At 65.9% G+C, this 21,809-nt stretch carries 21 protein-coding genes; 11 read left to right on the forward strand and 10 right to left on the reverse strand.

Going from position 1 to position 21,809, the window contains the following annotated elements; all coding sequences use genetic code 11:
- Positions 1-52: 52 nt before the first annotated feature.
- From AC1DHL_RS01440 to AC1DHL_RS01460, 5 genes are all read left to right on the forward strand, one after another.
- Positions 53-1,915, forward strand: coding sequence for an arylsulfatase (locus tag AC1DHL_RS01440; RefSeq protein ID WP_478160028.1), 1,863 nt, complete (start codon positions 53-55; stop codon positions 1,913-1,915).
- An 8-nt stretch (positions 1,916-1,923) separates the two neighbouring features.
- The gene (locus tag AC1DHL_RS01445) at positions 1,924-4,236 is read left to right on the forward strand and encodes a tetratricopeptide repeat protein (protein ID WP_478160030.1); all 2,313 of its coding nucleotides are present in this window, start codon (positions 1,924-1,926) and stop codon (positions 4,234-4,236) included.
- A gap of 213 nt (positions 4,237-4,449) precedes the next feature.
- Positions 4,450-5,397 (forward strand): DUF2628 domain-containing protein, encoded by a 948-nt coding sequence (locus tag AC1DHL_RS01450; RefSeq protein WP_478160032.1) that lies wholly within the window; start codon positions 4,450-4,452, stop codon positions 5,395-5,397.
- Between the two features lie 60 nt (positions 5,398-5,457).
- Positions 5,458-6,216 (forward strand): META domain-containing protein, encoded by a 759-nt coding sequence (locus AC1DHL_RS01455; RefSeq protein ID WP_478160034.1) that lies wholly within the window; start codon positions 5,458-5,460, stop codon positions 6,214-6,216.
- A gap of 108 nt (positions 6,217-6,324) precedes the next feature.
- The gene (locus AC1DHL_RS01460; RefSeq protein WP_478160036.1) at positions 6,325-7,599 is read left to right on the forward strand and encodes a cytochrome P450; all 1,275 of its coding nucleotides are present in this window, start codon (positions 6,325-6,327) and stop codon (positions 7,597-7,599) included.
- An 18-nt stretch (positions 7,600-7,617) separates the two neighbouring features.
- On the opposite strand, the gene AC1DHL_RS01465 is transcribed toward AC1DHL_RS01460, so the two are convergent.
- Complete coding sequence (locus AC1DHL_RS01465; protein ID WP_478160038.1) at positions 7,618-8,301, reverse strand: TetR-like C-terminal domain-containing protein; 684 nt, start codon at positions 8,299-8,301, stop codon at positions 7,618-7,620.
- 119 nt (positions 8,302-8,420) lie between these two features.
- Between AC1DHL_RS01465 and AC1DHL_RS01470 the strand changes: the two genes are divergently transcribed.
- From AC1DHL_RS01470 to AC1DHL_RS01480, 3 genes are read left to right on the forward strand one after another with little or no spacing between them, the layout of a single operon-like run.
- Positions 8,421-9,860, forward strand: a complete 1,440-nt coding sequence (locus AC1DHL_RS01470; protein ID WP_478160040.1) for a carotenoid oxygenase family protein — start codon at positions 8,421-8,423, stop codon at positions 9,858-9,860.
- A gap of 27 nt (positions 9,861-9,887) precedes the next feature.
- A complete protein-coding gene (locus AC1DHL_RS01475) occupies positions 9,888-10,448 on the forward strand; it encodes a hypothetical protein (RefSeq protein WP_478160042.1) in 561 nt (186 codons plus the stop codon).
- 33 nt (positions 10,449-10,481) lie between these two features.
- Positions 10,482-11,957 (forward strand): cytochrome P450, encoded by a 1,476-nt coding sequence (locus AC1DHL_RS01480; protein ID WP_478160044.1) that lies wholly within the window; start codon positions 10,482-10,484, stop codon positions 11,955-11,957.
- Positions 11,958-11,972: 15 nt separating this feature from the next.
- Here the strand turns inward: AC1DHL_RS01480 and AC1DHL_RS01485 are convergent, their stop codons facing one another.
- Positions 11,973-12,443, reverse strand: coding sequence for a MarR family winged helix-turn-helix transcriptional regulator (locus AC1DHL_RS01485; protein WP_478160046.1), 471 nt, complete (start codon positions 12,441-12,443; stop codon positions 11,973-11,975).
- A gap of 106 nt (positions 12,444-12,549) precedes the next feature.
- On the opposite strand from AC1DHL_RS01485, the gene AC1DHL_RS01490 reads away from it, so the two are divergent.
- Together AC1DHL_RS01490 and AC1DHL_RS01495 are read left to right on the forward strand one after the other, a co-directional pair.
- Entirely contained in the window at positions 12,550-13,749 is a 1,200-nt protein-coding gene (locus AC1DHL_RS01490; protein WP_478160048.1) for a 3-hydroxybenzoate 6-monooxygenase, read from the forward strand.
- Between the two features lie 51 nt (positions 13,750-13,800).
- A complete protein-coding gene (locus AC1DHL_RS01495; protein WP_478160050.1) occupies positions 13,801-15,147 on the forward strand; it encodes an MFS transporter in 1,347 nt (448 codons plus the stop codon).
- A gap of 22 nt (positions 15,148-15,169) precedes the next feature.
- On the opposite strand, the gene AC1DHL_RS01500 is transcribed toward AC1DHL_RS01495, so the two are convergent.
- From AC1DHL_RS01500 to AC1DHL_RS01510, 3 genes are all read right to left on the reverse strand, one after another.
- Positions 15,170-15,832, reverse strand: a complete 663-nt coding sequence (locus AC1DHL_RS01500; protein ID WP_478160052.1) for an ATPase — start codon at positions 15,830-15,832, stop codon at positions 15,170-15,172.
- Between the two features lie 11 nt (positions 15,833-15,843).
- On the reverse strand, positions 15,844-16,218 hold the full coding sequence (locus AC1DHL_RS01505; protein ID WP_478096231.1) for a hypothetical protein: 375 nt from the start codon (positions 16,216-16,218) through the stop codon (positions 15,844-15,846).
- 69 nt (positions 16,219-16,287) lie between these two features.
- A complete protein-coding gene (locus tag AC1DHL_RS01510) occupies positions 16,288-16,899 on the reverse strand; it encodes a LysE family translocator (protein ID WP_478160054.1) in 612 nt (203 codons plus the stop codon).
- Positions 16,900-17,145: 246 nt separating this feature from the next.
- On the opposite strand from AC1DHL_RS01510, the gene AC1DHL_RS01515 reads away from it, so the two are divergent.
- The gene (locus AC1DHL_RS01515; RefSeq protein WP_478160056.1) at positions 17,146-17,442 is read left to right on the forward strand and encodes a hypothetical protein; all 297 of its coding nucleotides are present in this window, start codon (positions 17,146-17,148) and stop codon (positions 17,440-17,442) included.
- Here AC1DHL_RS01515 and AC1DHL_RS01520 read toward each other — a convergent pair.
- The 5 genes from AC1DHL_RS01520 to AC1DHL_RS01540 all read right to left on the reverse strand — a co-directional run bounded on the left by AC1DHL_RS01520 (position 17,439) and on the right by AC1DHL_RS01540 (position 21,753).
- Positions 17,439-18,284, reverse strand: coding sequence for an amidohydrolase family protein (locus tag AC1DHL_RS01520; RefSeq protein ID WP_478160058.1), 846 nt, complete (start codon positions 18,282-18,284; stop codon positions 17,439-17,441). The genes AC1DHL_RS01515 and AC1DHL_RS01520 overlap by 4 nt on opposite strands.
- Positions 18,285-18,298: 14 nt before the next feature.
- Positions 18,299-19,720 carry an MFS transporter gene (locus AC1DHL_RS01525; protein WP_478160060.1) on the reverse strand — a complete coding sequence of 474 codons (1,422 nt, stop codon included), beginning with the start codon at positions 19,718-19,720 and terminating at the stop codon, positions 18,299-18,301.
- 50 nt (positions 19,721-19,770) lie between these two features.
- Complete coding sequence (locus AC1DHL_RS01530; RefSeq protein WP_478160062.1) at positions 19,771-20,205, reverse strand: c-type cytochrome; 435 nt, start codon at positions 20,203-20,205, stop codon at positions 19,771-19,773.
- Between the two features lie 10 nt (positions 20,206-20,215).
- The gene (locus tag AC1DHL_RS01535; protein WP_478160064.1) at positions 20,216-20,617 is read right to left on the reverse strand and encodes a hypothetical protein; all 402 of its coding nucleotides are present in this window, start codon (positions 20,615-20,617) and stop codon (positions 20,216-20,218) included.
- Between the two features lie 209 nt (positions 20,618-20,826).
- Positions 20,827-21,753, reverse strand: coding sequence for an ATP-grasp domain-containing protein (locus tag AC1DHL_RS01540; protein WP_478160066.1), 927 nt, complete (start codon positions 21,751-21,753; stop codon positions 20,827-20,829).
- Between the last annotated feature and the right edge of the window lie 56 nt (positions 21,754-21,809).

A 21,809-nucleotide genomic window follows, 5' to 3' on the forward strand; every position in this document is an offset into this window, starting at 1 on the left:
TCCCTGCGTTCGCCTGTCGGCGTTTCGCCGTTCAAAGACAGGAGACAAATAAATGACGAACAGAAGGGGCAAGGCCCGGAGTTTTTTGTGTTCGCTCGCAATGGCGGCGCTCTTGGTGTCGAGCGTCCAGGCAGCGACGCCGGGCGGCTCCGAAAAGGCAGGGCAGCCTCGCCCGAACATCGTGTTTGTGGTAATTGACGATGCAGGCTTCAGCGACTTCGGCGCCTACGGCAGCGAGATCCAGACGCCCAACATCGATGACATCGCCAAATCCGGCGTTCGATTCACCAATTTCCACACCGCTTCGACCTGCGAATCGTCGCGCGCCATGATGCACACCGGCATTGACCATCATCGGGCGGGCGCAGGCTCCCTGAGGCCGGTCATGGCTGACAACCAGAAGGGCCAACCCGGCTACGAGGGTTTCCTGAGTCCCAACGCGTACAGCCTCGGGCAACTCATGCGGGACGGCGGCTACGCCACTTACTTCGCTGGCAAATGGAACATGGGCGACGGCCTCGAGCATGCGCCGGGTGCGAAGGGGTGGGACCGCTACATCTCGCTCGAGCAGACGGGCGCCGACAACTTCGAGGCCAAGGTCTATGCGCCGCTGAACATGGAGGCCGTCTGGTGGGAAGACGGCAAGCGCGCGGTATTGCCCGCCGATTTCTACTCGACGCGGCACTACGTGGACCGGATGATCAGCTACGTCGAGGACGGCAAGGATGCCCACAAGCCCTTCTTCGCCGTGCTGGCCTTCCAGGCCGTGCACTCGCCGCTGCAGGCGCCCGAGGTGGACATCGACAAGTACAAGGATCGCTACACGCAAGGCTGGGACAAGCTTCGCTCCGAGCGCTACCAGCGTGAGGTCGACATGGGCCTGGTTCCGGCCGGGCTGAAACTGCCCGAAGCGGTGCTGCGCAAGAGTTGGGACAGTCTGGACCCGAAGGACCAGAAGCTCTACGCAAAGAAGATGTCCGTGTTCGCCGCGATGCTGGACAGCGCCGACCAGCACATCGGCCGGTTCCGCGACTACCTGAAGCAGACGGGTCAACTGGACAATACTGTGTTCATCGTGATGTCCGACAATGGCGCAGATCCGTTCGAGCTCAACACGCTCAACTTTCCTTTCAAGCTCTGGTATCGGGTCAACTACGCGCTCGGCATCGAGACGCTGGGGCAGAAAGGCAGCTATGTCCATTACGGCCAGGACTGGGCGGAAGTGTCCAACACGCCTTTCGCGAGCTTCAAGGGCACGTCCGCGGAAGGGGGTATGCGGGTGCCCTTCATCGTCAGCTACCCGCAGCGCATCAAGCCGGGCGGCATGACGGATCAGTTCGCCTATGTGACGGACTTCCTGCCGACCGTGCTGGACATCGCCGGCATTCCGATGCCCGGCGACGAGTACAAGGGCAAGAAGCTGATCCGCCCCACCGGCACGAGCATGCTGCCCTACCTCGAGGGACAGGCGCCTTCGATCCATCCCGCCGATTTCACGCTCGGCTTCGAAGCCACGGGGGCGAGCGCACTGTTTTTTGGCGACTACAAGATCAGCCGCAACGTTGCCCCGTTCTCGGACCACCAATGGCGCCTCTACAACCTCAAGTCGGATCCGACCGAGTCGCGGGATCTCAGCGCAGAGAAGCCTGAACTGCTGAACACGATGCTGGCCAGATACGACGACTACGAGCGGCAAAACGGAGTGATCAAGCCGCCGCCCGGCTACAACCCTCTTCTCCAGTTGCTGAAAAACAATTGGTCGGTGTTGCTTCGGCAGATGGCAGGCATTCTTGCGGGCGCAGCGCTGCTACTGGTCGTGTTGATCGCGGCCGCCGTCTTCGGCGTGCGCAGGTGGCGCCGACGCCATGCGACTGGCGAGCGGGCGATAGGCCCTCGCCGTCATGCTTCCACCTAGAGGCCGCCATGCGCATCCAGCAGCGGAAGCTTGTTGCGATCGCGCTGGCCTTCAGCGTCCTCGTCCTCTTCCTCTTGCTTGCGTGGCTGCTCCTTCGACCCGCAACAGCACCTCACCCAATCGCCTCGGGCGCCGACGCGCCATCGTCGGTCGCCAGGTTCGTCGGGTCCCAGGCGTGTGCCGCCTGCCACCAGACTGATTTCCAGGCCTGGCAGGGTTCACACCATGATCTGGCGATGCAGCACGCCACGTCCGCGACCGTGCTGGCTCCCTTCCATGGAGAGACTTTCACTGAGGCTGGCATCACCTCGCGGTTCCGGCAGCGCGACGGCAAGTTCTACGTCGAGACGCAGGGTCGCGACGGACGCGAACAAGAGTTCGAGGTGACTCACACCCTGGGCGTCTATCCGCTGCAACAGTTTCTGGTCCCGATGCCCGACAAAGGCATGCAGGCTCTGACCATGGCCTGGGACACGCGCCCGCTCGACAAGGGCGGCCAGCGCTGGTTCGACCTGCATGCCGGGCAAGACGTCAAGGCCGGTGACCCGCTGCACTGGACGGGCCGCCAGAACAACTGGAACTTCATGTGCGCCGAGTGCCATACGACCAACTTCAAGAAGAAATTCGATGTCGTCACGCGCACTTACGAGAGTACGTGGTCCGAAGGCAATGTCGGCTGCGAAAGCTGCCATGGGCCGGGATCGAGCCACGTGGCCTGGGCGGCCTTGTCTGGGGCGGCCCGGCTGGCGGACGCCACGATGGGCCTGGCGCAACTGCTGCGAGATCGCAAGGATGCGCACTGGACCATTGGCGCGGAAACCGGCAACGCAGCGCGCAGCCTGCCTGTATCGCCCGACCGCGCCGAAGTCGAGTTGTGCGCGCGCTGCCACTCGCACCGAAGCCAGATCTCCGACGACTATGTGCATGGCAAGCCGCTGCTCGACACGCATGTGCCTTCGCTACTCGACAAGGCCCTGTTCTGGCCCGACGGTCAGATGAAGGCCGAGGTCTACAACTACGCCTCGTTCCAGCAGAGCCTGATGTACCAGAAGGGCGTGACCTGCAGCGACTGCCATAACCCGCATTCGCTCAAGCTGCGCGCACCGGGCAACGCGGTGTGCTTTCAATGCCACGCGCCGGCCAAGTACCAGGCAGCGACCCACACCTTCCACGAGCTGAGTTCTGCCGGCAGCAGTTGCGTCGCCTGTCATATGCCGACGACCACTTACATGTCGATCGACCCACGGCACGACCACGGGATCCGGGTCCCGCGGCCCGATCTTTCGGTGGGCACGGGTGTTCCGAATGCCTGCAACAAGTGCCATGTCGACAAGTCGCCCGAGTGGGCGTCGCAGTGGGTGCAGCGCTGGTATCCGGGCATCAACGTGCGGCACCCCGCATTGCAGACAGCATTCGCCGCGTTCGACAAGGGCGACGAGAAAGCGTTGTCGCTGCTGTCCAAGGTCTTCGAGGACACCGATCAATCGTCGATTGCGCGCGCCAGTGCGTTGTCGCGGGCCGTGCCCGCAATGGGGCCGGAAGGGCTGAACCAGATCCGCAAACTGCTGCAGGACCGCGACCCGTTGGTAAGGCGAACCGCGGTGGAGGCGCTGGCTACTGCGCCGCCCGAGATCCGTTCCGAATGGCTGCGTCCATTGCTCGCCGATCCGGTCAAGGGGGTTCGCATGTCCGTTGCGCGCTGGCTGGCTGGCGTGCCGGTCGCGGCCTGGGACGCGAAGGACCAGGCGCAGCTCTCCGCGATCATCGATGAATACGTCAGGGTGCAGTTGTTCAACGCCGATCGACCGGAGTCCTATGACAACCTCGGCACCCTGTATGCGGACCAGGGCAAGTGGGCCGAAGCCGAGGCGGCGCTGAAGAAGGCCATCGACCTCGCCCCGGATCTCGCCGTGTCCTCGCTGAACCTCGCCGATGTCTATCGCGCCCAAGGTCGGGAAGACGATGCCCAGTCGCTCCTGCGGGATGTCGCGGCGAGATTTCCCGGCGATGCCACAACCCGGCACGCCCTGGGCTTGTCGCTGCTGCGCCAACGCCATCTCGATCAAGCGCTCGTGCCCTTGCGTCGCGCTGCGGAGCTTGCGCCGGACAACCCGCGCTTCGCCTATGTCTACGCGCTCGCCCTCGAGCGTGGCGGGCAGGACCGGCTGGCAGTCGCAACCCTGGAGAACGCACTGAAGCTCAATCCCACGGATCGGGATGCCGCCGCGGCCGTCGTCGCGATCTGCAACCGAATCGGCGACGCGTCCTGTGCGAGGCGCTACTCATCGCAATCGCAACATGGATCGCCCGCCACTCGATGAGCGAGATTCGACGGAGCACCGAGTCAACAATGGGCATCGACCACGCCTGGGATCAACACTGGCGTCCATCATGAGCTCGGTGATCGCCACACCCATCGCGATTTCGCGTACATAAGGATTCACAGCAATGAAACTCCCTGTTACGCTTTCCGCGCTTACCTTCGTCTGCTCCTGAAAGGACCGCTACCGATGTATTGCGCCGAATGCGGCACGTTGAACGCACCCACGCATGCGCTCTGTCCGGGCTGCGGCGCCAGCGTCAAGAGAGAACCCACCGGCCGCGGAGGCACGACGCAACGTCCGAGCCTGCTGGGTGGCCTCGACACCGGCCGCGATGCGAGGGAGGGATTGCAGGATCTCTACGCCGCGGCAGTCGGCCCCAGGAACCGGGATCATTACCTCGGGAAGTTCGCACTCTTCGATCATCGGCGCAGGACTTCGGCCGGATGGCACTGGCCGGCCTTCTTCGTCACCCTCTATTGGCTGCTCTATCGGAAGATGTGGGGCAAGGCGGCCCTCTATTTCTTCCTGCCCTACATGCTGCTGGTTCCGGCGGCGTTTCTGGGGCAGGCAGTGCCCAGTGCCGTGGCCATCGGCTATCTCGTCTACGTGCTCGCCATTTTCATCGTGCCGCCGCTCTTCGCGGACGCCGCCTACTACCGGCACTGCGAGCGCGTGATCGAGAACGCGCGGGCCGTGAACCGGAGCCAGGAAGGGCAACTTGTGCTCGTCGCTCAGAAGGGCGGGACCAGCAATATCGTGCTCATCCTGGCGTGCGTGCTGGGCGTTCCGATGGTCCTGGGCATCCTCGCTGCCATCGCGTTGCCGGCATACCAGGACTACACCCTTCGCGCGAAGACGACGCAGGCGCTGAGCTTCGGCCGTGCGGCCGCGCGCGCCGTCGGCACCTACTACGAGTCGAACCAGCGCATCCCCGGATCGCTCGCCGAGGCGCGGTTCGTGGAGCCCATCCCGACAGTGTTGCAGGACCTGCGGCTGAACACGACCGACGGCATGCTGCAGTTGGTCATGGCCCCGGGATCGCTCGCCGGAAAGACGATACGGCTCGTGCCTGCGACCGATGCGCAAGGGCACGTCATCTGGCAATGTCGGCCGGACCAGATCGCGCCCAGATACCTGCCTCCGGACTGCCGCCAATAGCGTCATCTCGCATCGCTAAGATCGCGCTTCACCGGTCATGACGACACGGAAGGAGGCGATGTGAACCTGAAGCAACGACTGACGCTGATCCTGGTTTCGATGCTGTCCCTGACCGCGGCGGCGGCTGGGATCGAAGGGACGACCTGGCGCCTCACCGGTGTGCAGGGACTCGATGCCGGCCTGCTGCCCTCCGGGCCGCAATCCGTCACCGCGCGCTTCGAGGGAGGCCGTGTCAGCGGCTTCTCGGGCTGCAATCGCTTCTTCGGTTCCTACACGGTCAAGCAGGACCGAATCGTCATCGCGCCGCTGGCCGGGTCGATGATGATGTGCGGCGACGCCGCGATGAAGGTGGAGAACGCGGTGAAGAAGGCGCTCACCGGCACCCTGCGCCCCGTGCAGACCGGCGATCGCCTCGCGCTGATGTCCGAGGCCGGGGACACCGTGATGTCGTTCAAGGCAGAGCCCGTCCCCACGCTCGAAGGCCTGCGCTCCAACATCACCGGCTTCAACAATGGCCGGCAGGCCGTCTTGAGCCCGATGTCGAACACCACGATCTCCCTGACCTTCAAGGGCGGGATCGTGAAGGGATTCAGTGGCTGCAATGCCTTCCGAGCGACGTACACCGCGCAGGGCGACCGCATCTCCGTAGGGCCGGTTGCGACCACGCGCCGGTCGTGCGACAGCGCCGTGATGCAACAGGAGCGCGAATTCCTGGCGGCATTGAAGTCGACCACCACCTGGACCTTCAGCGGCGCATTCCTCGACATGCACCGCCCCGATGGCGAACGGACCATGATCGGTAGCCGGGAATCCGACTGATCTCTTCCTCAAAAAGGAGGAGGGCCGCTGCGTCGCCCGAGTCTTGACAAGCCGGCGCCCGGGAAGGATTCTCGACCTAGCCCCGATCGAGGGCGCAAGGAGTCCACGATGGCGGCAAACGCAGAATTCATCGATGCCGCGCAGGCATCGAGAGCCAGCATCCGGTCGATGCCGCTGGAGGCTCTCAACCCCGCGGATCCGCAGCGGTTCGTGGACGACACGATCGGCGACGTCCTCGCGCGTCTTCGCCGCGAAGACCCGGTCCACCGTTCGCACAGTCCCATCGAAGGCGTCGGCGACTATTGGTCGGTCACGCGCTACCGGGACATCATGCACGTCGAGACGCACCATGAGATCTTCTCGTCGGACTGGTCGAAGGGCGGCATCACGCTGATGGACTTCCCGCCCGGCGAGCAGCAACTGCAGATGTTCATCGCGATGGATCCACCCCGGCACGACGAGGAGCGCAAGGTGGTGAGTCCGATCGCTGCGCCTTCCAACCTCGAAACCTGGGAAGGCCTGATCCGCGAACGCACGCGCAAGGTGCTCGACGGCCTGCCGCGCAACGAGACCTTCGACTGGGTCGACCGGGTGTCGATCGAACTSACSACGCTGATGCTGGCRACGCTYTTCGATTTYCCTCTGGAGGATCGGCGYCTGCTGCCGCACTGGTCGGACATGTCCACCGCKAACAAGCGCACCAACCCCGATGCGCCCGAGCCCGAGGTCCGCATGGCCGAGTTGCGCAACATGCTCGCGTACTTCACGCGGCTCTGGAACGAGCGCGTCAACGTGCCGCCGCGTCCCGACCTGGTGTCGATGCTGGCCCACAGCCCGGTCACGCGCGAGATGGGGCCGATGGAGTACATGGGCAATCTCGTCCTGCTCATCGTGGGCGGCAACGACACCACGCGCAACTCGATGACCGGCGGCCTGCTGGCGCTGCACCAGCATCCGGAAGAGATGGCCAAGCTGCGCGCCAAGCCCGCGCTGATCGACAGCCTCGTGCCGGAGATCATCCGCTGGCAGACGCCGCTGGCCTACATGCGGAGAACCGCGACGCAGGACACGGAACTCGGCGGCAAGCAGATCCGCAAGGGCGACAAGCTGGCCATGTGGTATCTCTCGGCCAATCGCGACGAGGAGATGATTCCGGACCCCGACCGCTTCATCATCGATCGCGAGCGCCCGCGCCAGCATCTGTCCTTCGGCTTCGGCATCCACCGTTGCGTGGGCAGCCGGATCGCGGAACTTCAGCTCAAGATCCTGTGGGAGGAATTGCTGGACCGCTTCAGCGCGATCGAGGTGATGGGCGAGCCGACGCGCGTGCGCTCGTCCTTCGTGCACGGGTTTTCGCGGCTGCCCGTGCGCGTCATCGCCTGACGGCGCCGGCGCGCTGCATCATCGCGGCGGGCGGGGTGCGTTGAACACCGCGTTCAGCAGCGTCTGCCAGTCGGTGCCCTGCGGCCAGCGCGACATCACCGCGTCGAGCCGGCCGTCGATCAGCAACATTGCAAAGCCGTGCACCAGCGACCAGGCTGCGATCATCGTCGCCCCCTGTTCGGGCGTGACTGGCGCATCCGCAGCTGGCGCAAGGCCCAGTCGTGCCGCCGCGGCGCCGGCCAGTGCCGCGCGCGCCTGTTCGACCGCATCGCGCAGGGCAGGGCGCGTCATGTCGAGGCGCTCGCCGCGGAACATGAGCAGGAACATGGCCGGATGCTCCCGCGCGAAGGCGACATAGGCGTGGCCGATGGCATCGAAGCGCGTGCCGGGGGATGCGCCGTCGCTGCTCGCGGCGCGCAACGCGTCGGCGAACTGTCGAAAGCCCACCGCGGCCAGTTCGCTCAACAGGCCGGTCAGGTCGCCGAAGTGGTTCTTCGGTGCGGCGTGCGAGACGCCGGCCGCGCGCGCCGCGGCGCGCAGTGTCAGCGCCTCGAGGCCCTGGCTTTCGACGATGTCCTGCGCGGCCGCGAGCAGGGCGGCATGCAGCGCGCCATGGTGATAGGGCGTCGAGGCTTCGGCGGCCTTGCGGCGGCTGCGCGGAGCCGGTGAAGCGGCGCGCCGGGGCTTGGGCGATGCAGGCATGAAGATCTTCAGGAGAAACGGGATTCGATATTGACGGCGTCAATTTTACTTGGCTTTCATCGCTGATCATCATTCAATACAGGTGTTGACAGCGTCAATATCAACTTCGAGGAATCGCAATGCCACCCGAAAAGTCGACCCCCGCGAATGTCTCGTCGCCGCCCCGGCGCGTGAACGGCAGCCCCATCTCCTTCGAGGCCGAAGCCGCCATCCTGCCGATCGTGGGCGAGTTGCCCGCCGCCCTCAATGGCACGCTGGTCCGCAACGGTCCCAATCCGCAGTTCCCGAGCGCCGATGCACACCTGTTCGGCGGCGACGGCATGTTGCATGCCTTCGAGTTGTCGAACGGACGCGCCAGCTACCGCAATCGCTGGATTCGCACGGCCCACTGGAAGGCGGAACACGCCGCCGGGCGTCGCCTGTTCGATGGGTTCGGCCGTCCCATGCGCGACGAGGGCCTGGCCGCCGGCGTGGCCGATGAAGGCGTCGCCAACACCCATGTGGCGTGGCACGCAGGCCGGTTGCTTGCGCTGGAAGAGGCGCACCTGCCGATCGAGATCGAGCCCGGCACGCTGGCTACGCGGGGCCCGTTCGATTTCGGCGGCGGATTGAAAGGCCCCTTCACCGCGCACCCGAAGACCGACCCGGCGACCGGCGAGCTGCTCTTCTTCGGATACGGCGCGACGGGTCCGCTGTCCAGCGGCATGACCTACGGCACCATCGATCCGAAAGGCACGGTGACGCGATTCGACCGCTTCGAAGCGCCTTGCGCGAGCATGGTGCACGATTTCGCGGTGACCGAGCGGCATGTGCTGTTCCCGGTGCTGCCGCTGACGGCGAGCATGGCGCGCGCCGAACGCGGCATGCCGCCGTTCGCCTGGGAGCCCGAACTCGGCGCGCGCGTCGGCGTGATGCCGCGCGATGGACGTATCGAGGACATCCGGTGGTTCGAGGGAGACGCAGGCTATGTCTTCCACGTGATGAACGCGTGGGAAGAGCAAAACGCGCAAGGTGGTATCCGCATCGTGGCCGACGTGATGCGCTATGACGAGCCGCCGCTGTTCCCGTATCCCGACGGCCGGCCGACCGATCCGCGGCGCAGCGTGGCAAGAATGTGCCGCTGGACCTTCGACCTCGCCGGCGCGAGCAACCGCTTCGAGCAGCAGCAACTCGACGACCTCGCCGGGGAGTTCCCGCGCATCGACGAACGCCGCACCGGTCTGTCCTATCGTCACGGCTGGTACGCCTGTCAGCGCGAGCCCATCTACGGCGCGGGCAACGAGGGCCTGGCGCATTTCGACGCCGTCACCGGCCGGCGCACGCTGCACTACCTGCCGCCAGGCGACCGTGTGTCTGAGCCAGTTTTCGTGCCGCGATCCGCCGATGCGGAGGAGGGCGACGGCTGGCTGCTGGCGACCGTCTACCGCGGCGCCGAATGCCGCAGCGATCTGGCGGTGTTCGATGCGCAGTCATTGGCCGACGGACCGATCGCGACCGTGCAGCTTTCGCACCGCGTGCCGTCCGGCTTCCACGGCAGCTGGCTGCCGGCCAGCCGCTGAAACTTCAATCCGGAATCAGGAGAGACCATGAGCATCCTTTGGAGCTTCTCGCCCTTCATCGTCTTTGCACTGTTGTCGCGTCAGGTGCCGGTGGTGGCGGCCCTGTTCGCCGCCGCCGCGGTGGCCATCGGGTTGATCGTTCGAGATCGCCTTCGCCATGCGGGCAGCCTCAAGATTCTCGACATGGGCACCGTGATTCTTTTTGCGGGCCTGGGCTTCTACGTACTCGGCACGGGCGGTGCCTGGAACATCGTCGAGGTGCGCCTTGCGGTTGACGGTGGCCTGTTCGCCATCGTGCTGATCTCCATCCTCATCGGCCAGCCCTTCACGCTGCAATACGCCCGCGAGCGGGTTCCGCCTGAAATTGCCGCGTTGCCGCAGTTCAAGACCATCAACTACCTTCTCAGCGGTATCTGGGCCTTGGCCTTCCTGGTGATGACGGGCGCCGACTTCGTGATGGCGCGCGTGCCTTCGGTGCCGTTGTGGGTCGGCGTCGTGGTGACAGTGGCGGCCTTGGTCGGCGCCGTCTGGTTCACGAACTGGTATCCGGAATACCGGCGCCGGCAAGCCCGCAACGCAGCGCTTTGAGCGCTTCGATCATCGCGCTATGCTGCCCGCACCATGGAACCCACCACCCTCGATCGCCCCGCAACCCCGGTGCCGTCAGGCACGCGCCGCCTTGACGACTTGCCGGGTCCGCGCGGCATTCCGGTGCTCGGCAATCTGCTGCAGATCGACGCGCCGCGCATGCACCGGCAGCTGGAAGACTGGTGCGCCGAATTCGGCCCCTTCTTCAAGCTGAAGCTCGGCAAGACTTCCATGCTGATCGTCGGCGACCATCAGGCCGTCGCGGCGATGCTTCGGGACCGGCCGGACGGGTTCCATCGCACCAGCAAGCTGGAAGGCATTGGCAAGGAGATGGGACTGAAGCCCGGCCTGTTCGGCGCCAAGGGCGATGACTGGCGCCGGCAGCGGCGCATGGTGATGGCGGGCTTCGATCCGGCGCATGTCAGGGACTACTTCCCCTCGCTCCAGAAAGTCGCCGAACGGCTCGGCAGGCGTTGGTCGAATGCGGCGCGCGAGGGCGTCGCCATCGACCTGCAGTCCGACCTGATGCGCTACACGGTCGACACCATCGCGGGACTGGCCTTCGGCGCGGAGGTCAAGACGCTGGAGTCCGACGGCGACGTCATCCAGAAGCACCTCGACAAGATCTTTCCGGCGCTGCTCAGGCGCCTGACGGCGCCGCTGCCGCTCTGGCGTGTGTTCCCGTCGGCCGCCGACCGCGAACTGGCGCGCGGCGTGGTCGCGGTCAACGCGGCCGTCGAGGGATTCATTGCCGAAGCGCGGCGCCGGATGGAGGCGAATCCCGATCTTCGCGTTCATCCGCGCAATCTGCTCGAAGCCATGATCGGCGCGGCGGACGAGCCCGACAGCGGCATCAGCGACCTGCAAGTGGCCGGCAATGTCATGACCATGCTGCTCGCCGGTGAGGACACCACCGCCAACACCATCGCGTGGATGATCGACCTGCTGTGGCGCCATCCGGCAGCGCTGGCCCGCGCGGTCGAGGAAGTGCGCCGCATCGTGCCTGATTCCGGTGTGCCGACCTTCGATCAGGCGGGGCAACTCGACTACATCGAGGCTTGTGCGCACGAGACCATGAGGCTCAAGCCTGTGGCGCCCCTGATCGGGTTGCAGGCTGCGCACGACACGGTCGTTGGCGATGTGCGGGTGCCGGCGGGGACGCCGATATTCAGCCTCATGCGCCGCGACAGCGTGAGCGACAGCTACGTGCCCGACGCGGCCGCGTTCAAACCGGAGCGATGGCTGGACGGCGGCGGCCCCGGTGCCATCGCCAGCAGCGCGAAGCGCACGTCGATGCCCTTCGGCGCCGGCCCGCGCATCTGCCCGGGGCGCTACCTGGCGCTGCTCGAAATGAAGATGGCGATGGCGTTGCTGCTGAGTCGCTTCGACATCGAGCGCATCGATACGCCCGATGGGCAACCGGCGCGCGAACTTCTCTCGTTCACGATGACGCCTGTCGGATTGAGCATGCGGCTGCGCGAGCGCGCTGCAACGACAGCCTCACAGTAGCCGTCTCCGCGCAGGTCAACCGTCGCTCGGCGCCCGGCTCAGTTCGTTGTTGGCGATGACCACCGAGCGGATCATGCGCATGAATTCCTGCTGATCCTTCTTGGACAGCGGCTCCAGGATGCGCTGCTGCGCGCGCATCATGGCCGGCTGGATCTCGTCGAGCAGGGCCAGCCCCTCGTCGGTGAGGCTCAGCAGGCGCACGCGGCGGTCGTCGGGCGAGGAACTGCGCACCATCAATCCACGGGACTCCAGCCTGTCGATGACGCCGGCGACCGTCGAGGTGTCGAGTCCGATCGACCGTGCCAGCGTTCGCTGGTCGATGCCCGGCGACTTGCGGACGGCCTGCAGGCCGGCGTATTGAACCGGCGTCACGCCGTGGGCCTCGGTTTCCTGCAGAAAGATCGCCACGGCGATCTGTTGCAGCCGCCGGATGTAGTGGCCGGGAAGAGTCTCCAGATCAACGGGTGTCGCGCTGTTTTTTTTCATGCAATCGAGTGAATAAGGGTTAACCCTTTGTGGTCCAAATTATTCTATCCCTATACTGATGCTAAGTGTGCTGATGATCAGTACACAAGTTCATCAGGAGATCCACATGAATGCAAAGCAATCCGCGCTTCCAGTCCTGGTTGCCGGTGGTGGTATCGGTGGCATCGCGACTGCCTTGGCGTTGGTGCGGCAAGGGTTCTCGGTCAAGGTGCTGGAACAGGCGGCTGAGCTCGGCGAGATCGGTGCGGGCATCCAGCTCGGGCCCAACGCGTTCGCGGCCTTCGATGCGCTGGGCATCGGCGAGATCGCACGAAGCCGTGCCGTCTACACCGACGAAATGGTGATGCACGACGCGCTCGACGAGACGCTGGTCGGCCGCATCCCGACCGGCGAGGCCTTCCGGCAGCGCTTCGGCAATCCTTACGCAGTGATCCACCGCGCCGACGTCCACATGTCGCTGCTCGAGGGCGCGCAGGCTTCGGACCGCATCGAGGTGCTGACGTCGACGACCGTGCAGCGCATCGAGCAGGATGCGGACGGCGTGACGGTTCACGATGCCAAGGGCAACATTCACCGTGGCATCGCTTTGATCGGTGCGGATGGCGTCAAGTCGGCAGTGCGTCGGCAATACGTGGGCGACGAGGCTCGCGTGTCGGGCCATGTCGTCTACCGCGCGGTGGTCGACAAGAAGGACTTCCCGGTCGATCTGCAGTGGAACGCCGCCAGCATCTGGGTCGGTCCCAACTGCCACCTGGTGCACTACCCCTTGCGCGGCGGCGAGCAGTACAACGTGGTCGTGACCTTCCACAGCCGCGAGAAGGAAGAGTGGAGCGTGCGCGAAGGCAGCCGCGAGGAGGTCCAGGGCTATTTCGAAGGCATCTGCGCCAAGGCCCGGCAACTGATCGACTTGCCCAAGGACTGGAAGCGCTGGGCCACGGCCGATCGGGAGCCCATCGGCCAATGGACCTTCGGACGCGTCGCACTGCTGGGCGACGCCGCGCATCCCACGCTGCAGTACCTCGCGCAAGGCGCCTGCATGGCGATGGAGGATGCCGTCACGCTGGGCGAAGCGCTGCGCGTGAACGGCAACGACTTCGGCAAGGCCTTCGAGCTTTACCAGCACTCGCGCGTTGCCCGCACGGCACGCGTCGTACTGTCGGCGCGCGAGATGGGCCGCATCTTTCATGCGAAGGGTGTCGAGCGCCTGGTGCGCAACGATCTCTGGAAGGGCCGCACTCCCGAGCGCTACTACGACGCGATGGAGTGGCTCTATGGCTGGACGGTCGACAACTGCCTGGCCGCCTGAACGCGGCCGAATCATCGCGATCCTCGAAATCCCGTTCCCAGGAGCCACCCCATGACATCGCCCCGGACCATCGACGTCCAGCACTTCATCAATTCGCACAAGCTGTCGCGGACGCAGACCGTCACGCTGCTGCTGTGCTTCTTCATCGTGGCCGTCGACGGCTTCGATACCGCATCGATCGGCTTCATCGCCCCCGCGATCCGCGCCGAATGGGGGCTGAACCCTGCGCATCTGGCGCCGGTCTTCGGTGCCGGGCTGGCGGGCTTGATGGCCGGCGCATTCCTGTTCGGCCCCCTGGCCGACAAATTCGGCCGCAAGACGATCCTGATGGTCTGCGTGGCGTTCTTCGCCCTGGCTTCGCTCGCCTCGGCGTATTCGAATTCGGTGGAGATGCTGATCGTGCTGCGCTTCCTGACCGGTCTCGGACTCGGCGGCGCCATGCCGAACTCGGTGACGCTCAGTTCCGAATACGCGCCCGAGAAGCATCGTGCGGTGCTGGTCACCACCATGTTCTGCGGCTTCACGCTCGGCTCCGCGCTGGGTGGCGTTGCGGCGGCGCACATCGTGGCCGAGCATGGATGGCGCGCCGTGCTGGTCCTCGGTGGCGTGCTTCCGCTTGCGCTGGTGCCGGTGCTTTCGCTCGCGCTGCCGGAGTCGGTGCGCTATCTGGTCGTGAAAGGCATCAAGACCCCGCAGGTGCTGCGGACGCTGCAGCGCATCGCGCCCGGCGAGGATCTCTCCAACGTGAGATTCGCGGTGCCGGAGAAGGCGCAGCCCGGCTTTCCGGTCAAGCACCTGTTCAAGCCCGAGCTTCGCCGCGGCACGCTGCTGCTCTGGCTGGCGTTCTTCATGAGTCTGCTGGTGATCTATCTGCTGTCGAGCTGGCTGCCCACGCTCATCAGCAGCACCGGGCGCTCGCTCAAGGATGCTTCGCTGGTGACTGCCATGTTCCAGGTCGGCGGAACAGCCGGTGCGATCGGACTGGGTCAGTTGATGGACCGGTTCAACCCGCAGCGCGTGCTGGCGGTGGCCTATGCCCTGGCCGCCGCGTTCACGGCGCTGATCGGCAGCAGCACCGGCAGCACCCTGATGCTCGTGCTCGCGGTCTTCGGCGCGGGCGTGTGCATCTCCGGCGCCCAGGTGGGTGCGAACGCGCTGTCTGCCGGCTTCTATCCCACGGCGAGCCGCGCGACCGGCGTGAGTTGGGCCAACGGAATCGGCCGCGTCGGGTCGGTGCTCGGCTCGATGGCCGGCGGCTGGATGCTGGCCCTGGGTTGGAGCCTGCCGACGCTCTTCGCGGTCATCGGCGTTCCGGCGGTGATTGCCGCCATCTGCCTGCTGGCCATGCGGCGATCCGATGAACCCCTGATCCCTGTGCGCGCGCAGCCGGGACATTGAGAAACGCCGCGTTCCGGCTTCTTCAGGAGCGCCGAGGTTTCGGCGCTTTTGTTTTTCTTTCAGTGACTTCGAAGGCCGCCGCGACGACGGCCTTCGCCCATTGAGGCACTTGCTCGAGGCCGATGTGGGAGACGATGCGGCCAGCCTCCATGTGCAGGACCAGGACGGGCTGCGGCCTCATGCCTGCCTTGGGGTCGCCGTCGATGCTGTTGTCATACACGCGAAGGCTCGCAAGATGCGGCAGCAGCTTGATGAGGTTGGCACGGCTGCTCGTGTAGCGCTCCCGTATCTTGGCTTCGGGGATGGCGTGGCCGCCGGCCTTCACGCGTTCCTGCACCCGCTCGATGTGCTTTTCGGGTGTGTCGAGGCCCGCATACCAGACATGGACCTGGGCGCCGCCCCGGGCCCCTGCCAGCAGCAGATCAGGAATGGTTCTCGCGCCGAGCGTCGTCTCGAAAGCGAAGTTGAGTCCTTCGGCGAGCGCGCGCTCCAGGCCGGCGCGCCCCATTTCCCAGGCCTGGGCGTTGGCAGCCTCGAGCGTGAGCGAGGAATTCGTGTCCAGCAGCGTGCGCGCCGCGAGATCGGGATTGAAGTAGGGAACCTTGCGTGCCTGGAGTGCTGCGCCTCCGATGCTGCTCTTGCCGGCGCCGTTGACGCCTGCGAGAACGAAGATGCGGGCGACCATCTACCGACCAACTACCTCTTGGCGGACTTGCCGCCGGCCGCGCGGACCGCGGCCTTGCCGAGTTCGGCCGGGGGCATCGCGAATGCGTCTTCCATGGCCTGGGCGGCCTGGTCGCCCTGCATGCGGGCGAACATGTCGTCGAACTGTTGCGTCAGGGCATCCAGGTCGGGCTCGGCCGCCTGCTCCAGCGCCAGGTAGCGGTCGATCGACATCAGCACCATGGCCGGTTCGTCATGGCGGGTGACCACCACGGCGCCGTGCGCCATGACCGCGCTGGTCACCTTTTGCATGCCGGCGACCAGCCGGGTGGCCGAGAAGGCGGGCAGGCCGCGCGTGAAGCGATCGATGGCTTCGGGCCTTGAAATGGCTGCACTGCTGCTGGACATGAGAAGCTCCGTTGAATGGCTGTTTTACCCAATTTGGGCATTTTAGCCATTTTGGGCAAAACCTGATGCTCAGGCGCGCAGAGGCAGCGCGACCCCGATGGCGACGAACACGCCGCCGCAAGCCTGGTTGAAGCGCCGCCCGACCCGCCGCAGCCACGGGCTGATGCGATGCGCCATGCTGGCGATGAGCAGCTCGGTCGCGATCTCGATGGCCGCGAAGGTCCCGGCCATGACGAGGAACTGCAGCCACAGGCTCCGCGCGGGATCGATGAACTGCGGCAGGAAAGCCGCGAAGAACAGGATCCCCTTGGGGTTGGTGAGCGCGGACAGCGCCCCTTGCCGGAACAGCGAACTACCGGGCCGGGCCGGCGTCGATTCACGCACCTCGATGCCGATCGGCGGAGCGCGCCAGACCTGGATGCCCAGCCAGACCAGATAGGCGCCGCCCAGCCACTTCATCACCGTCAGCCAGACGAGAGAAGCCTTGAGCAGCGCGCCGATGCCGAACATCGACAGCGCGATCACGATGACGAAACCCAGGGCGCCGCCGAAGATCGTGTAGAGCGCCTTGCGCCGGCCATGCAGGGCGCCGTGCGTCAGGGCCAGCAGCCCGTTGGGGCCGGGCGACAGCGAGAGCCCGACTGCGGCAAGCAGGTAGATGAGCCAAGTGTGGAGATTCATGGGGTCAATGCTCGCGGGCGCGGCGGTCCGGGTCAAGCGTGGGGGGATCGACGCGAGGGCGCGTGCGCCACGACGCCCGGTAGCGTGCGCCGATACTCCTCAACCGCAAGGGCGCAAGAGGGCACCGGCGTGGATAAATTGCCGGCCATGACATTGCCCATCTCCTTCACTTTCGGCACTCGGGCTTTCACGCATCCCGAGGATTGGGACGACACGCACTGACAGGAGCCGGCCGCAACGCGCCGAATGGATGATCCGGCGTCGCTGGAATGGCTCTTCTGGGGCTTCCTCTTGTGCATGGCGGTTGCCGCGCTTCCCTTGGTGGGCATCCGGTGGACGACGCCGGAGGGGGCGCAAATGGGCGCGGTGCTCGACGATGTCGCTCTGCTCGCGATTCCGGTGCTGGTCCCGTTGCCGTTCCTCTTCGCGGGGTGCGTGGGTGTGCTGGCTTCCAATGCCGCATCGCGCACGCCTTCAGCGCTGGCGAGTTTTGCCATGGCGGTGGCGATTGGCCTGGCAGGAATCCACGCAGCGATGGTTTAGACGACGCGTTCGCCGAAGCCGAACAGCCGCCGAGGCGTCTCCCACAGAATCGCGTTCCGGTCTTGTGCCGAAGGCACGCTGCGCTCGAACACGCGCAGCAGCGGCCCGTAGTCCAGGCGCCGCGTCGCTCGCAAATGCGGCCAGTCGGAGCCCCAGAGGCAATGCGACGGCCCGAAGGCCGCCAGCAGCGCCTGCGTGAAGGGCTGCGCGTCCGCGAAGGGCAGCGCGTCGTGCGCGAACTTGTCGTAACCCGACAGCTTGACGGTGCAGCGCCCGCTGTCGGCCATGCGGAGCAGGGCATCGAAGCCCTTGCCGTCGATGCCTTTGTCCACATCGGGCCGGCCATGGTGGTCGACAAGGATGTTCGCGCCGCTGCCCAGCAGGCGCGGCGCGAGGTCCGCCATCTGGTCGTCCTGCACCTGGATCTGCACGAACAGGCCGAGCGCGCCGAGACGCTCGAAGAGCGGATCGGCATCGGCGTAGTACGGCAGACCCAGCAGCGCCATGTTGAACGCGATGCCGACGATGCCCTGGGCCTGCAAGTCCTGCAACTGCGACATCGACGCGTCGTTGCCCACGACGGCGATGCCTTTGAAGCGTCCGTCGCCTTGGCGGATCGCGTCGAGCATGCAACTGTTGTCGGGGCCGTAGCCCGAGTTGGGCTGAACCAGCAGCGCATGCCTCACGCCGTACGCCGCCATGACCTCGACGAAGTAGTCGACCGAGGCAAGCTCGCCGCCCGTGGGGCGATAGAAGACGTCGGGCTGATACGGGAAGGCTGCGGGGTCGAAGAGATGGCAGTGGCAATCGATCTTCGGCGCGGCGTAGATGGTCGTGTCCATGCGGGTATCCTGGCTCAGTTTCGCTGCGACACTGCCGCTCCCGCCAGCGGATCGAGGCGCATCGTCATGAGGGTGGCCGCCGCCATCAGCAGGCCGATCGCGAACCACCCGTGCCGGAAATCGGTCAGCGACAGTGCGGAAGCATCGCGCAATGCCTGCGATGCCCCGAGCACCGAAGCGGCCAACGCCACGGCCAGCGCCATCGAGACCTGCTGGAGCATGGTGGCCAATGCGCTCGCGCCGGCACGCATGTCGTCCGGCACATCGGCGAAGGCGAGGGTCGTGATTGCGGTGAAGTTCATCGAACGCACCATGCCGGCGACGAACAACAGCACGCACACCAGCGGCAGCGGATCGCCCGGCGACAGCAGTCCGCAGGCAAACAGCGTGATGGTGCAGAGCGCGCCGTTGACCGACAGCACACGGCGGAAGCCGAAGCGGCGTAGCACCGGCGTGGTCGCGCTCTTCATCACCAGATTGCCGGCCATGTAGACCAGCAGCATCGAGCCGGCCTGGAAGGCATTCATGCCGAAGCCGATCTGGAACATCAGCGGCAGCAGGAAGGGCGAGGCGTTGATCGCCACCCGCGACATGAAGCCGGCGGTGGCGGAGGCGAGCGTGAAAGTCGGCACGCGGAGCGCCCGCAGGTCCAGCATCGGATGGGCGGCGCGCCGGGCATGGCGCACGGACGCCACCGCCGCCGATGCGCCGACGGCCAGAAGCGCCATGGTGAAACCGTTGCCGTCATGGACTTCTCCCAGGCGCGTGAAGCCTTCGACCAGCAGGCCCAGTGCGAGCGCCGTGAGGACGAATCCAGGCGCGTCGAAGCGCGCCTTGCTGTCGCCTGCGCGGCGCGGAAACAGTCGCAGGATCAGCCACACACCCACCAATCCGATCGGCACGTTGAGCAGAAAAATCCAGCGCCACGATGCATGGGTCGCGATCAGCCCTCCGAGCGGCGGCCCGATCACCGGCGCGATCAGACCGGGCCAGGTGATCATGCCGATGGCCTCGATGAGCCGGTGCTTGGGCGTCTCTCGCAGGACGACCAGACGCCCGACGGGCGACATGAACGCGGCCGAACAGCCTTGCAGCACCCGTGCGGCGACGAACACCGCAAAGGACGGTGCGAGCCCGCAGATGAGCGAGGCGACGGTGAAGATGCCGATCGCCGTGGCGAACACCGTGCGCGCACCGAAGCGCGCTGCGCACCACCCGGCGGCGGGCACGAACATCGCCATCGCGATGAGGTAGACCGTGACGCCCATGCTGGCATCGAGCGTGGTGATGCCGAACCCCGTGCCAATGGCGGGCAGTGCCGTCACGATGATGGTCGCGTCCAGCGTTTCCATGAAGAACGCGGCGGCCACTGTCAGGGCGATGCGGGAGGAAGTGGTGGCGGCCGGGTTGTCTTTTTCTTGCGCGCTGTCGTTCATGCCGACAGTGTCGTCGACCGGTGCAAAGCCTGCATGCGGGCCTTGGTGCGTCAGTCCGCGACGCGCGGCGCGGGCCGGGCGCCTGGTTCGATCGAGCCATCGGCTCGCCCCAGGAAGTAGAGATAGATGGCGTCGATGTTCTCGGCAATGAGCGGATTGCCTCGATAGCCCGGCATGCCCCGCGGCGGATTGCCGTCGAGCACCGCGCGCACAAAGGACTCGCGGTTTTGGGTGCGGGCGTAGTCAACGATGGATGGCGCGGCCAGGCCCTCGTAACCCTTGCCGTGGCAGCGCTCGCAATTGACGGTGCGTAGCGCTTGCCACGCGCTGGCGATGCGCGGATCGTCCATTGGACGGTGCGCTTCCTGCGCAGAGAGTCGGCCCCATGGTGCGAGTCCTGCGCAAAGCGCCACGGTCCAGGTTGCCGCGCAAAGCGTGATGCCGGAGCCGCCGATACGCACGAGTGCCGGCGCCTTTGATCGCATGTTGCGGTCGCTAGCGGCTCGCGCTGGCAATCTGCCCGACGAATTTCCAACCTTCGTCGAATACATAGATGAAGGTGAAGCCGGTCGGTCCGTCAATGAATACGGTGAGCGGACGCTCCAGTGGCGGTTGCTCGTCGGTCGGCATCGGGGGCGGATTGAGCGCAGTCTTCAGGGATTGCGCATCGGCGTCCAGCCCGGCATGAAGGCGCCAGCCGGCTTCCGCGGTATAGACCAGTGTCGAAGGATTGCCCGTGGGGCCACTCAGCAAGAGCGTGAGCGGCGCGCCCTGCACCTGAGATGAGGCGCGCGTTGTTTGGGCGGAAGCCAGGGATGCTCCGCCGGCCAGGGCGCTGGTGATAACGATGGCCACTGGCACGCGCCAGAACGAGCGCAACGCAGTTGACAACTTCATGATCGACTCCCGGTGAAACAAGGTTGAGTGCAAGGGTTCGCGCGACTTCGCTTCGAACTGTCTGGAATCGTAGGAAGACAGACGCTTTTGCGATGTGCCTTGGCGCACTCAAAAAGTTGGGAGCACCGTTTCTTGTCCCCAGAATGAGGGAGGCGGCCGACGAGTGAACATATCGACCATGCTGTGCCGCGCCCGGCTTGGCCCGACCATCAGGCCTCGCTGAGCAAGCGTGCCGCGGCGCGCGCGAGCGGCTCGTCATCCTCGTCGTCGTAGAAGGTGAATCCCGGCGAGGGATTGACCTCGAAGCAGACCCAGTCGCCTTGCGGCCTGCGACGCAGGTCGATCCCGGCCATGACGAGTCCCAGCGAAGCGGCCAGCGCGCGCAGGCGAGGCCTGAGTTCGTCGGGCACTTGCCAGGGCCGCAATCGAACGCCGGCCGCGCCCGCATAGCGGTAGTCGTCGGCGTCCGATTCGATGGCGTGGCCGTGGATCTCGTCGCCGATCACGTGCACGCGGTAGTCGGTTCCGGGCACGTATTCCTGGAACTGGGTCGGGCAGGTGGGCAGGTGCGCAAGCCGGTCGGCGTCGTCCGGCGACAGGCGCGAGACGATGCTGCGCACGCCGCTGCAGGACTTGTAGATGACGCTGCCATGGCGCTTCCAGAAGCGGCGCAGCGCGTCGGGGTCGTTCGTCACGAGCGTGTCGGGCACTGCGAGCCCGGCCTGCATGATCAATGCCGCCTGGTAGGGCTTGGAGCTGTTCGATCCCATTGCGGACAAACGGTTGACGACGAGCGCCGGCGTCAGCTCGAGCCAGCTGCCCAGGGCCTCGTCGATCGCGGCGGCGTGAAGCCTGGCGCCGGTGGCGCCCAGCGTCGATGCGTCCTCTGCGCGCACCGGGTCCAGGGGCCTCGCGTAGATCGACCGGATGCGGTCCAGCGCGCAGCGCTGGTCGCCAACCTGGATCCAGCCCGTGGGGACGCCATCGATCTCGATGTCGATCGACGTTTCGCCGGAGCGCGTCTGGTCGACGAGGAACATCGGCGTCCCGAGGCGGCTCAGCGCGGTGCAGACAGCGGCGATCGGGAGATCGAATGGAGAACCCCACAGCAGCACGGGGCCCGTCGCGGCGCTCATAAGCCAACCTCCGTGCTGCGCACTGCGGTGCGAGCGCCTTCGGGCGGCCGGACGGC

The organism is Variovorax sp. 10L426 (genome assembly GCF_056395305.1).